This window comes from Sinorhizobium fredii, assembly GCF_002944405.1.
GTDB lineage: Bacteria > Pseudomonadota > Alphaproteobacteria > Rhizobiales > Rhizobiaceae > Sinorhizobium > Sinorhizobium fredii_C.
Window position 1 is genome coordinate 888,328 of sequence record NZ_CP024310.1, and the last position, 12,485, is coordinate 900,812.

The window sequence follows — 12,485 nt, forward strand, 5'->3', positions numbered from 1 at the left end:
TCAGAAATGCTGCAGTCGCCAGGTCTCACGGAGCGCATGCTTTCGGCGCTCCGCCGCGCGGCCGGCAAGCTTGCCGAGGAGCCGCTCGGTCTGGCTGGCTTCGCGATCATCGGCCTGCTCCTGCTGGTGGCCGCCTTCGCGCCGCTGATCGCCCCATATGACCCCACCGCCCAATCGCTGTCGAACGCGCTGCAGCCGCCAAGCCTTGCGCATCTCGCCGGGACCGACGAGTTCGGGCGCGATATCTTCAGCCGACTCCTCTATGGTTCGCGCATCACCATCCAGACGATCTTCTTCGTTTCGATCATCGTCGGCCCTATCGGGCTCGTCATCGGCGTCGTCTCCGGCTTCTTCGGCGGGCGTACCGACGCGATCCTGATGCGCGCCACCGACATCGTGCTTTCCTTCCCGTCGCTGATCCTGGCGCTCGCCTTCGCGGCGGCGCTCGGTGCCAGCCTGTCGACCGCGATCATCGCGATTTCACTGACTGCTTGGCCGCCGATCGCCCGGCTCGCCCGGGCTGAGGCGCTGGTGGTTCGCAATGCCGACTATGTGGCGGCCGCACGGCTCTACGGGGCGAGCCGGCTTCGCGTCCTCTTCCTCTACATCGCCCCGATGTGCATCCCCTCGGTCATCGTCCGCCTGACGCTCAACATGGCCGGCATCATCCTGACGGCCGCGTCGCTCGGCTTCCTCGGCCTCGGCGCCCAGCCGCCGGCGCCGGAATGGGGCGCGATGATCTCGAGCGGCCGCAAGTTCATGCTCGATTTCTGGTGGGTGGCGGTGATGCCGGGGATTGCCATCCTCCTGACCAGCCTCGCCTTCAACATCGTTGGAGATACGCTCCGCGACATCATGGACCCACGCCATGCCCGGTCGTGACGCTTCGCCAATCCTCTCCATACGCGACCTGAACGTCCGCTTCGGCCGAGACGCGGTCGCCGCTGTCACCGAAATCAGCTTCGACATCGGCCGCGAGCGCGTCGGTATCGTCGGCGAATCCGGCTCCGGCAAGTCGACGACCGGCCGGGCGATCATGCGGCTGCTGCCGCCGAAGGCCGGTGTCACCGCGAAGACCATGACCTTCTGCGGCGAGGAGCTGCTTGGCAAGACGGAGCGGCAGATGGACCGCTTGCGGGGACAGGAGATGGCGCTGATCATCCAGGACCCGCGCTATTCGCTGAACCCCGTCCTGTCGATCGGCAAGCAGATCGCCGAATCCGCCCGGCTGCATCTCGGTCTCAAGGGCAAGGACGCTCTCAAGGCCGCGCGCGACATGCTGGTCCGGGTGCGGATCAGCGATCCGGACCGCGTGGTGGGGCAATATCCACACCAGGTCTCAGGCGGCATGGGACAGCGCGTGATGATCGCCATGATGCTGATCGCCCGGCCGAAACTCGTGATCGCCGACGAACCGACCTCGGCCCTGGATGTTAGCGTCCGCAAGGACGTCCTGCTGCTGCTCGACGAGCTGGTGCGCGAGAACAATTCCGGTCTCATCCTCATCAGCCACGACATCCGGATGGTGGCGAGCTTCTGCGACAGGATCATCATCATGTATCGCGGTCGGATCGTCGAGGAACTGACCAGCCTCGACGAGGCGCAGCATCCCTATACGCGGGCCCTCATCGCCGCGATGCCGGACGCGCGCCATCCGGTACGGCGGCTTGCCGTCATGGACCGTCAGGCGCTCGAAAACATCGGCGGGAGGGTGGCGTGATCAGGGTCGAGAAACTCGATGTGGCCTTCGGCCATGGCCAGAGCCGCCACCACGTCGTGCGCGACGTCAGTTTTTCTGTGGAGCGGGGCGAGACGCTCGGCATCGTCGGCGAGTCCGGCTGCGGCAAGTCCACGCTGTTACGCTCGCTGGCGGGCCTCGAGGGCGGCTGGACGGGGCGCATCTGGTTCGACGGGCGCGAAGTCGGAAAGCTTCGAGGGCGCGAGGAGCTCAAGCTGGCGCAAATGGTGTTCCAGGACCCGTATGGTTCGCTCCACCCGCGCCACCGGATCGGCACGGCGCTGGCCGAACCCGTGAAAGCGATGGGCCATCGCGACGATCGGGAGCGGGTGCTGCGGGCTCTGCGGCAGGTGGGCCTCCCCGCCGATTTCGCCAACCGTTTCCCGCATGAGCTCTCGGGCGGCCAGCGGCAGCGCGTGGCGATCGCCCGCGCCCTGATCCTGTCTCCGCCGATCCTGCTGCTCGACGAGCCGACATCGGCGCTTGACGTGTCGATCCAGGCCGAGGTCCTCAACCTCTTGGCGGACCAGCGCGACGAGCGGAACCTGACATTCGTGCTGGTCAGCCATGATCTCGCCGTCGTTGCCCATATGTGCGATCGGGTTCTGGTGATGAAGAACGGAACGTTCGTCGACCAGTTGACGAAAAACGACCTGCAGCGCGGCGTCGCCCATGATGCCTATGCGCGCGAGCTGTTCGACGCGAGCTTCATGCAGCCGGAACAAGGCTCCTGATGCTGGTAACGAGCTCGGTCCCGTCGAATGGCTTGCTGAGGCGCGGCAGCGCACGGAACCGCTCCGGCAGATCCGATGGCGCATAGCCGGTCAGCAGCAGGACCGGCACCTGGCGTTCAAGCAGTTCGTCGACGAGCGGGTAGACGAGCTCGCCGCGCAAGTTCAGGTCCAGCGTCGCTACGTCGAAACTCTCGGCGCGCGAGGCCGCGATCGACGTGCTGAGGCTGGTGAAAGGCCCAACCACCAGATAGCCGGCCGCAATAAGATCGTCCTCGATTTGTAATGCCACCAGAAATTCATCTTCGACAACGAAGACCCGATATGGCTGCGTGGCGGTCATGGGGAGGGTTCGCGAGGGTAGGGAATGTCGATCATGCAGACCAGGCCTTGCGGCGCGAATTGGAGCTTGACTTCGCCGCCGAGGTCGGAGGCCAAGACGCGTTCCAGCAGCAAGCGGCCGAAACCGTTGCGCTTGGGGGCGAGGACGGCCGGGCCGCCCGATTCGCTCCAGCGAATATGGAGCCGATCGGTTTCCCGGTCTGCGGACCATTCGATGCCGACGCCGCCGGTTTTAACCGAAAGCGCCCCATGTTTCGCGGCGTTGGTGGCAAGTTCGTGGGCCGCCATGCCGAGCGTCAGGGCGTACTTAGGCGGCAGCATCATCGGCGGTCCGGAGAGCGTCACGTTGTTCCTGCCATCGTCGTGATAGGGGGCCAGTTCGTCCAACAGCACGGTTTCCAGCGAGACCCCCGACCAGCTTGCTTCGGCCAGACGCGTATGGGTTTGAGCGAGCGCCCTGATGCGGGCATCGAACGAGCGATGCGCCTCGTGCATCTCCGGGCTGACCGAAAAGGACTGGCGCGCGATCGAGCTTACGATTGCAAGCGTGTTCTTGACCCGGTGGCTGAGCTCGGCGACGAGAAGGTTGCGTTGGGCTTCGGCTTCCTTGCGCTCGGTGATGTCCATGCAAACGCCGGCGAGCTTGCCTGGCTTTGCGGCACCTTGAGGCGAGAACTGCCCGAACGCCTCCATCCAGCGGATCCTCCCGTCGGGGAGCCTGATCCGGTAGACGACGTGATAATCCTCGCGCGTCTCCATCGCCCTGGCGATTTCCAGCTCGACAAGGAGGAGATCGTCGGGATGGATGTCGCGCTTGAAATCCTCAAACGTGCCGCCGAATGTTCCCGGTTCGAGCTGATGTAGCGCCTCGAGGCCCGGCGACCATATGACCTTGCCGGTGGCGATATTCCATTCCCAGGCGCCCATCCGTCCGGCGCCGAGAGCGATCTGCAGCCGTCGTTCGCTCTCCTGCAGCGCTTCTTCGGCCTGCTTGCGCGCGGTGATGTCCACCGATGCGGCCACGGCGCCGACCACCTCGCCGACGGTGTCGCGCAGCGGCGTGGCGTTGCCAAAGAGGTAACGGGACGTCCCGTCCTCGAAGCGGATTTCTTCCTCGAAGTTCGGCACCACCTCGCCGCGCGCCGCACGCTGCACCGGGAGCTCCTCGGGCGACAGCATCTTTCCCAGCGAGAAGACGCGGAAGTTGTCAGGTCGCTCACTCGTCGGGGCCGAGAGCGACAGGTTGCTGTCGGGTGCTTGACGGAGAAGCTCATAGGCGGCTCGGTTGCCGCTGATGACACGGCAATCGGGCGCACGCGCGATCCAGATCGAAGCCGGCACCGCCTCCATGATGGCCATCAACTCGGCTGCGCGTGCCCTCTCACTTGCCTCGTTGCGTCGCAGCTGCTCCTCGGCGAGACGCCGCGCCTCGTCGGCGCGCATGCGCTGGATGCTGAAGCCGAGCTGGCGGGCGATCGTCAATGCGACGTCGACCTCATTGTCGGTGAAAGCATGCGGCTGGTCATAATAGGTCATGAACTTGCCGACGAGCCTGCCGTCGGCGACGAGCGGTATGAAGCCGAGCGCATGGATACCTTCCGCCTCGATGACCGGCCGAAGGGTCGCAACCGCCTCGGCTTGCGCAACATCCTCGAGGAAGATTGGCTGCGGATCCCGCTCATCGCCGGTCCAGGGAGAATGACCGTCCACCGCGGTCCGATATTCTGGCGAGAGCCCGCGCCAGGCGACGAAGTGCATCTTTGCGGAACTGTCGGTTGCTGAACTGTCGAAAATCAGAATCGAGGCCCGATGGCAGCAGAGCGCGCCCTGGATGGCATCGAGCGCGGCCTCGTAGACCTCCGAGATGTCCTGGGCCCGGTGCAGCCGCTCGGTCAGGCGGTAAAGCGCGCCCTGTTCGCGCAGGCGAGCGGCCAGCGCCGCGGCGCTCCGCCTTTGTTCGGTGATGTCGCGGGCGATCTTGGACGCACCGATAATGCGGCCGTACGCGTCTCGGACCGGCGAGACGGTCAGCGATATATCGATCAGCCTGCCGTCCTTGCGGCGACGGATCGTCTGGTAGTGATCGATCCGCTCGCCGCTACGGATGCGTCTGAGGATGTTGGGCTCCTCGTTTTCATAGCCGGGCGGCATGAGAATGGTGATCGACTTGCCCACCACCTCGTCGGCCAGGTACCCGAACAGCCGCTCGGCGCCCTTGTTCCAACTCGTGATGATGCCGTTCAAATCCTTGGCGACAATGGCGTCGTCTGAGGATTCGACAATCGCCGCCAGATAGCGCGAATCCTTCTCCGCGCTTTTGCGTTCGGTAATGTCGACGAGCAGATTGACGGCGCCGGCAAGTTCACCGGACTTGTCGAAGATCGGCGTGGGATGCGGGAGGAGCAATGCGGTCGAACCGTCCGGTCGAACCGCCACCAGTTCCTGCCCGCGGATCGGCTGGCGCCCTTTCAGCGCCATCGCCATTGGGCATTCGTCGTGCGGCAAGGGCGTGCCGTCTGGGTGACGAAGCTTCCAACTGATGCACCAGCGGTCCTGGCCGAGCACCGGCTGGCGCCCCGCGAGGCTGGCTGCGGCCGGGTTGCAATAGGTGATGAAGCCGTCTGCATCCGTGATGTAAACGGCAACGGCAAGCGCATCGAGTGCCGCTCGAAAATCTGGTGACCCCAACACACTCAGATCGCCCAAATCGAATTTGGGCAGAGTCTCCGCACTGCACATCTGTTCCCTCCGCACGCCGCATAACGCTGCACAACGCCGCTGATCGGAGCTTTGTTCCGAGGCGCCCCAAAAGAGGTAGGGGTGCTCGACCGCATCTCAGATGGTAGGTTCGTCGGAGAGGGTGTAGCCCCTCGGGCTTTCGCGGAGGAGGAGGTCACTCAAAACTGGAGATATACGATGAGCAGAACTGTGCTAAATGCCGTCGGCAAGCCGCTCTATTACAGCGGAAGCTCGACGGCCTGGTTTTCCGCCACCGGATCAGGGCCAACACTCTATGGCACCGCCGGCAATGATTCCATGTGGGGCGACAGTTCCGTCAACGTCACCATGATCGGCGGGAAGGGCGACGACATCTATTATCTCTATTCGGGGATCAACCGGGCCTATGAGGCCGCAGGCGAGGGTGTCGATACCATCAATACCTGGATGAGCTATACGCTGCCGGCAAATTTCGAGAACCTGACCGTTACCGGAAGCGGCCGGTTCGCCTTCGGCAACGATACGGACAACATCATCAAGGGCGGCTCCGGAAGCCAGACGCTCGACGGCGACGGTGGCAACGATGTCCTGATCGGCGCGGGCGGGGCCGACACCTTCGTGTTTGCGCGAGGCAACGGAAGCGACCTCATCACCGACTTCAATTATGACGACACTGTTCGCTTGGACGGCTACGGGTTTACTTCCTTCCAGCAGGTCCTCGCCAATGCGAGCCAGGAAGGGGCCAATCTGCGGATTGCTTTGGCAGATGGCGAGAGCCTGGTGTTCGCCAATACCACTGCCGACCAGTTGCAGGCGCATCAATTCAGGCTCAGCCTCGATCGCTCCGTGCTGACACAGACATTTTCGGACGAGTTCACCACGCTCCAGCTCCGAAGCGGCACGAGCGGCGTCTGGGATCCGAAATTCTGGTGGGCGCCTGAGAAAGGCAGCACGCTTACCGGAAACGGCGAACTGCAATGGTATATCAACCCAAGCTATCAGCCGACGGCTTCGGCCAATCCGTTTTCTGTCAACAACGGCATTCTGACGATTACTGCCAAGCCCGCGTCGGAGGCTCTCCAAGCCGAAATCAACGCCTATGATTACACGTCCGGAATCCTCACGACACACTCGTCCTTCGCCCAGACCTACGGCTATTTCGAAATCCGCGCCGATATGCCGGACGACCAGGGCGTCTGGCCGGCCTTCTGGCTGCTGCCCGCCGATGGCTCCTGGCCACCGGAACTCGACGTCGTCGAAATGCGTGGCCAGGATCCGAATACCGTTATCGCCACCGTTCATTCGAACGAGACCGGCTCGCAGACCAGCATAGCGAGTGCAGTGAAGGTCGCTGACGCCAGCGGCTTTCACAAATACGGGGTGCTTTGGACCGAGGACGAGATCGTCTGGTACTTCGATGATGCGGCGATCGCGCGCGCCGACACGCCGTCGGACATGCACGACCCGATGTATATGCTCGTCAACCTGGCGGTCGGGGGCATCGCCGGCGCGCCGAGCGATGGGCTCGTCGATGGGTCGCAGATGAAGATCGACTATATCAGGGCCTATCAGTTGGACGCCGACTGGCAGATCTAACGACGGAGGCTTGGGAGGCCGACAGCAAGCGGCCGGTCTCCCTTGCAGATGTTACTTCTGGATGCAGGTATCCGCCGTGTCCTTGGTGCATTCGTCGAGACCGGTAAAGACCGGATCCTCGACCGGCTTGCCGGCGATGAGATCGAGCATCACCGACGGCGCCTTGTAGCCCATCTCGAAGGGCCGCTGCCCGACAAGGGCGGTCACCAGACCTTCTTTCGCGATAGCCACTTCCTCGCCAATCGTGTCGGCAGCGCCGATCACGAACTCGTTCTTGGCGATCTTGTCGGCCATAGGCTTGAACAGGTCGCGGTAAGGCTGCGGCGCGCCGAACAGCGGCCACCCGCCCATGATGCCGAAGGCGTCGAGGTCGGGATTGGCGGCCAGGATATCCGTCATCGCCTGCACACCCTTTGCGCCATCGTCATTGGTGAAGACCGGGCAGCCGGCAACTTCGGTCCAGCCGCCTTCGCCCTTAAGCTCCGCCAGCCCTTTTTGGCCGGTCAGCGCGTCGCGCATGCCCTGGGCGCGGCGCAGGATATTGTCTGCGCCGGGGTTGCCTTCGATGGTGCAGATCTTGCCGCCATTCGGCTTGCCCTTCTTGATGTACTCGCCGATACGGTAGCCCATCAGGTAATTGTCCGTGCCGAGATAGGTCTTGCGAAGGGCCGAATCCTCGGCCGCGAGATCCGCGTCGAGTGTCATGACCGGAACTGTCGGATTTGCGGTCTTGAGCGTCTGGGCAATGAGCTTGGCGTTCGAGGGCGAGATGGCGATTGCCGCGGTATCCGCCTTGCCCAGCATGTCCTGGACGATCTGCGCCTCTCCGGCCTCGTCGGATGTCGAGGCAGGGCCGGTGTAGAAGCACTCATATTCCGAATCCGGATTTTCCTTGTTCCACTTCTGACAGCCCTGGTTGATCGCCTCGAAAAACGGGTTGTCGAGGCCTTTCACGACAATGACAAGCTGCTTCTTCTGGGCCAGAGCGGTTCCGGCGCTGAGCGCCAGCACGGCTGCGGCAAGCAATAATGCCTTCCTCATGCTTTCCTCCCTTGAAACGCGCGGACACCTCGTGTCCGCGACACCAGTCAGCCGGGATACCAGACGACGCGCGGATCCTCCTCCGAGCGTTCGTACTGCCAGGCAGAGTCTATAAGCTTCTCGAGATCATAGGCGGGTTGCCAGCCCAGCAGGTATTTGGCCTTGCTGTTGTCCATCCAGTTGGAATGGAAGCGGCTGCGGATATTGACGAAGCCAAGAGCGCGCGTGCGGGCGAGATAAGTTGCAACTTCGCCGTAATCGACCGGTCGATCCATCGAGATGTTGAAGAGCTGCCGGACCGCGCAAGGATGATCGATCGCCGCCAGTATCGCCGAGACGAGATCATCGACATGAACGAAGTTGCGCTTTAGCGGTCGCCCGTCGGCGTCCAGCAGCAACGGCACCGTGCCGTCCTTTTCATAGCGCTTCGCATCGGCCTCGGGAACGAGGTCCTTCCACACCGGCCCGCCGAAAACATCGTCGCCGAAGGAGAGGGAGTATTTGAAGTCATCCTTCTCCATGATCCAGGGCGCGCGCAGGCAGCAGCCGTTCAAGCCATATTGGATGCCGTATTGCTCCAGCATCACCTCCTCGAGGACTTTCGACAGGGCGTAGCAGCCCGGATAGGCCCGATGCGGCGTCGCCTCGGTGATGGGGCCGTTGTGCCGGTAATGGAAATGGCCGACGCCTGCATCGCCGCCGATCAGGATGAACTGCCGGGCGGTGTCCCTGGCGCGGAATTCCTCGAGCAGCCAGAACAGTCCCTTGACCGTCACGTCCATGACGCTGTCGGGGGTCTCCTTGCAGGTGGCGAGATGGATGACATGCGTTATCCCGGCAAGGGCGCGGGCGACGAAATCGCGCTCGGCGATCGTTCCGCGAACCACTTCGACACGGTCAGTCTCGGCATGCAGGCGGTTGTGACAAAGCGCACGGATGCGCGCCTTGGAAAAACGCGGATCGTCAAGCAGCCTAGCAATGAGGTGCTGTCCGACCTTGCCCGTTGCCCCGGTGACAAGGATCAGCATGCTCTCCTCCTGCTGATAGCTAATATCGGCGCGCCTCGCGCGTCAACGAATATTTGTAATACAATATGAGTTCGCGCGCATATACGTCTTTATTTGTAGGATGATTGATTGACGCTGTTCCGCGCATTTGCGTAAATGGAGATCGCATCACCCAGGGGAGGAGACCCGGCAGCGGCGTCATACAGGCTTCGTCCCGACGAGGTATGCGTGAGCACGGCTTCTGCCAGCTATCGGGAGGCTAACGTGGCGGTTCTCGAACTCGCCAATGTTTCCAAGCATTTCGGCGCCATCCAGGCGGTCAACGACGTTTCCTTCGCGCTTCAGGCGGGCGAGGTCGTCGGCCTCATGGGCGATAACGGCGCCGGCAAATCGACGCTCGTCAAAATGATCGCCGGAAATTTCCGGCCAAGCCATGGCACTATGCGCATGAATGGGGCTGATCTCGTCATGCATCGCCCCGTCGAAGCGCGCAAGCATGGTATCGAGATTGTCCACCAGGACCTGGCGCTCTGCGATAACCTCACGGCGGCGGCGAACGTGTTCCTCGGTCGGGAGTTGCGGCGCGGTATCGGACCGTTGCGCATTCTCGATTACAAATCCATGTACCGGCGTGCCGGCGAGATCTTCAGGGAGCTCAAATCGGAAACCCGCCCGCGCGATCTCGTCAAGCAGATGTCCGGTGGTCAGCGGCAGGCAGTCGCGATCGCCCGCACCATGCTATCGGAGGCCAAGATCGTGCTGATGGACGAACCGACGGCGGCGATCTCCGTTCGCCAGGTCGCGGAAGTGCTGAATCTCATCCGCCATTTGCGCGACCGCGGCATCGCCGTGGTGCTGATCAGCCACCGCATGCCGGACGTCTTCGACGTCGCCGATCGCGTCATCGTCATGCGGCGCGGCCGGAAGGTTGCCGACAAGGCGATTGCGGCGAGCTCGCCCGAAGAGGTCACGGGCCTGATCACCGGGGCGATCGAACAGGTATAGTGGGGCTCAGGAAAAGCGAAGGTCGGTCATGGCAATTACCTTGGATCGAGCGATTGGGCAGAGGCAGCAGGGCTGGATCACCTCGGTTCTGTCCAGCCAGACATTCTGGGTGCTGATCGCCGTCATTCTGGCCTGCCTTTTCCTGTCGGTCGCGACGGATACCTTCGCGACCCCGAAGAACCTCTACAACATCACCCGCAATTTCACCTTCGTGGCGATCATTGCGCTGGGCATGACGCTAGTGATCATCACTGGCGGTATCGACCTGTCGGTCGGATCTGTCCTTTGTCTCTGCAGCATGGTGCTCGCGGTGGTCATGAATGCTGGCTATAGCATCGAAGTGGGGATTGCCGCCTCGGTCGGCACGGCCCTGTTGATCGGAGGTTTCAACGGCGTGATGATCGCCTATCTCGGCTTTCCGCCCTTCGTCATCACGCTCGGCATGTTGTCGATCGCGCGCAGCCTGGCGATGGTCGCCTCCAACAACACCGTCGTCTTCCAGTTCGGTCCGGATCACGACACTCTGCTGGCGCTTGGCGGCGGCGCCTGGTTCTTTGGCATCGCCAATCCGGTGATCTACATGATCGTACTGGCGCTGCTCACCGGCTTCGTGCTGCGCTGGACGAAGTTCGGCCGCTACGTCTTCGCGATCGGCGGCAACGAGCACGCCGCGACGCTGACGGGCGTCCCGGTCCGTCGCATCAAGGTTGCCGTCTACATGATTTCGGCACTCGCGGCGGGCGTCGCCGGCATCATCCAGACCGGCTGGCTCGGCGCCGTCACCACCAACATTGGCGCCGGCATGGAGCTCCAGGTGATCGCCGCGGCGGTCATCGGCGGTGCCAACCTGGCCGGCGGCGTCGGTACCGCTTCAGGCGCGCTGATCGGTGCGGCGCTGATCGAAGTGATCCGCAACAGCCTCGGCCTGCTTGGGATCAATGCCTTCTGGCAGGGAACCTTCATCGGCGGCGCGACGGTGCTCGCCGTTCTGTTCGATCGCATTCGCAGTTTCCGCCAGAGCGAGTAAGGGCGGTCGAGCCGCTCAGCCCTTGGTGAGGATGCGCTGCATTTCCATTATGGCTGCGTCGTGTTGCGGGTCGCGCCCGGCCGCGTAGGGCAGGCTGAAGGGCACGGCTATGTCCGGTTCGACGCCGCGGCCTTCCAAACGAAGAGTGTCGTCGATGACCGCATCGGAGACCGCCACTTCCAGAAGGCTGTCATCGGGAAGAAGAAAGGCGCGTCCGGCGAGCAGGGCGCCGGCCGTCCGTGAGCCGACGAGCGGTATGCCATTCACCTTCAGGGCATGCGCGAAGAGTTCGAGGCCGCTTCTCGATCCCTGATCGATAATCGCCACTACCGGCCGCTGCCAGCGAACGGTTCCGAACATGTCCTTGCCGTCCCGCGAAATCAGCCGGAACGTCGGCACCCCGCCGACGAAAAGGTCCGCCGCGTCCGGCGGGCCGCCGCCCCATCGACCGCGCAGGTCGACAATAACCCCGTCGGCGTTCTTGAGGCGACCGCCGGCGAGTTCACGGGCGACGATGTCGAGGCCGTCGCGGGTCGACAGCGTCCAGAGCCGCAGATAGCCGATGCGCCGCCCCTCCCGTTCGGTCACCGCTATGCTGTTCTCGATCGCCTTTTCGAACGTGCGCAGCGGCTGCAGCCGCTCGACGGCGACCGTGACGGTGATCGGCAGTGCGTCGCGGTGCCGGCGCAGCCGGACGTCGACGGTTCGGCCGATTTTGTCGCGGAAGGAAGCGATCTCGCGGTAGGGCAGACCGTCCACGGAGAGGATCTCGTCGCCGAGCCTGATGCCTGCCCGGGCGGCGGGGGCCCCGTCATAGACATCGCTGACGAAGCGCTGACGGCCTTCCACCCGCGTAACCATGCCGATTCCGGCATAACGAACTTCGCCGTCCGGCGGAAACAAGCGTTTGATGTCGTTGCGGATGGCGAAGCGGAATATGTCGGCCAGTTCGTAATAGTCGATCGTGTCGTCGGTGAAGCGGCCGGTATGCGACACGCCGAGGCTGGCAAGCACGGTGTCGACTGCCGCATCGACGCGATCCTCCGAGCTCTTCGCGGTCAGCCTGCCGCGCTCATCCGAGACCTGGCGGCGGACCGCGGCACTGAAGCGATCAAGCGCGGATGTGTCATAAAAATTGTCGACGACTAACTCGACGGCGCGATCGAAGACCGCATGGCCGGAACGGGGCAGATCCAGCGCGAACCCGTGGCAGGGCACGAGCAAGAGCAGGAGCGCGAATGGCAGGGAGCGACTGGTCTTCATCGTTGCGGAACCATGTT

At 63.3% G+C, this 12,485-nt stretch carries 11 protein-coding genes; 6 read left to right on the forward strand and 5 right to left on the reverse strand.

Annotation, left to right across the window (positions count from 1 at the left end; genetic code table 11):
• Positions 1-6: 6 nt before the first annotated feature.
• The 3 genes from NXT3_RS27935 to NXT3_RS27945 are packed head-to-tail and all read left to right on the forward strand — an operon-like array spanning position 7 to position 2,472.
• Positions 7-882, forward strand: a complete 876-nt coding sequence (locus NXT3_RS27935; protein ID WP_423827908.1) for an ABC transporter permease — start codon at positions 7-9, stop codon at positions 880-882.
• Positions 869-1,720, forward strand: coding sequence for an ABC transporter ATP-binding protein (locus NXT3_RS27940; protein WP_104841099.1), 852 nt, complete (start codon positions 869-871; stop codon positions 1,718-1,720). The genes NXT3_RS27935 and NXT3_RS27940 overlap by 14 nt, the downstream gene beginning before the upstream one ends.
• The gene (locus NXT3_RS27945) at positions 1,717-2,472 is read left to right on the forward strand and encodes an ABC transporter ATP-binding protein (RefSeq protein ID WP_104841100.1); all 756 of its coding nucleotides are present in this window, start codon (positions 1,717-1,719) and stop codon (positions 2,470-2,472) included. The genes NXT3_RS27940 and NXT3_RS27945 overlap by 4 nt, the downstream gene beginning before the upstream one ends.
• On the opposite strand, the gene NXT3_RS27950 is transcribed toward NXT3_RS27945, so the two are convergent.
• Together NXT3_RS27950 and NXT3_RS27955 are read right to left on the reverse strand one after the other, a co-directional pair.
• Positions 2,447-2,812: a response regulator gene (locus tag NXT3_RS27950; protein WP_037425643.1), complete on the reverse strand. Its 366-nt coding sequence runs from the start codon at positions 2,810-2,812 to the stop codon at positions 2,447-2,449. The two genes, NXT3_RS27945 and NXT3_RS27950, sit on opposite strands and share 26 nt — an antisense overlap.
• Positions 2,809-5,550, reverse strand: a complete 2,742-nt coding sequence (locus NXT3_RS27955; protein ID WP_104841101.1) for a PAS domain S-box protein — start codon at positions 5,548-5,550, stop codon at positions 2,809-2,811. The genes NXT3_RS27950 and NXT3_RS27955 overlap by 4 nt, the downstream gene beginning before the upstream one ends.
• Before the next feature lie 177 nt (positions 5,551-5,727).
• On the opposite strand from NXT3_RS27955, the gene NXT3_RS27960 reads away from it, so the two are divergent.
• Positions 5,728-7,125, forward strand: coding sequence for an endo-1,3-1,4-beta-glycanase EglC (locus NXT3_RS27960; RefSeq protein ID WP_104841102.1), 1,398 nt, complete (start codon positions 5,728-5,730; stop codon positions 7,123-7,125).
• Positions 7,126-7,176: 51 nt separating this feature from the next.
• Here NXT3_RS27960 and NXT3_RS27965 read toward each other — a convergent pair whose 3' ends face one another.
• Together NXT3_RS27965 and NXT3_RS27970 are read right to left on the reverse strand one after the other, a co-directional pair.
• Complete coding sequence (locus NXT3_RS27965) at positions 7,177-8,166, reverse strand: sugar-binding protein (RefSeq protein WP_097524693.1); 990 nt, start codon at positions 8,164-8,166, stop codon at positions 7,177-7,179.
• A gap of 47 nt (positions 8,167-8,213) precedes the next feature.
• Positions 8,214-9,194 carry an NAD-dependent epimerase/dehydratase family protein gene (locus NXT3_RS27970; protein ID WP_037425631.1) on the reverse strand — a complete coding sequence of 327 codons (981 nt, stop codon included), beginning with the start codon at positions 9,192-9,194 and terminating at the stop codon, positions 8,214-8,216.
• A 207-nt stretch (positions 9,195-9,401) separates the two neighbouring features.
• Between NXT3_RS27970 and NXT3_RS27975 the strand changes: the two genes are divergently transcribed.
• On the forward strand, positions 9,402-10,178 hold the full coding sequence (locus tag NXT3_RS27975) for an ATP-binding cassette domain-containing protein (protein WP_050988372.1): 777 nt from the start codon (positions 9,402-9,404) through the stop codon (positions 10,176-10,178).
• Between the two features lie 28 nt (positions 10,179-10,206).
• Positions 10,207-11,205, forward strand: coding sequence for an ABC transporter permease (locus tag NXT3_RS27980; RefSeq protein ID WP_037425626.1), 999 nt, complete (start codon positions 10,207-10,209; stop codon positions 11,203-11,205).
• Positions 11,206-11,220: 15 nt separating this feature from the next.
• Here NXT3_RS27980 and NXT3_RS27985 read toward each other — a convergent pair whose 3' ends face one another.
• Positions 11,221-12,468: a S41 family peptidase gene (locus tag NXT3_RS27985; protein WP_104841103.1), complete on the reverse strand. Its 1,248-nt coding sequence runs from the start codon at positions 12,466-12,468 to the stop codon at positions 11,221-11,223.
• Positions 12,469-12,485 lie beyond the last annotated feature (17 nt).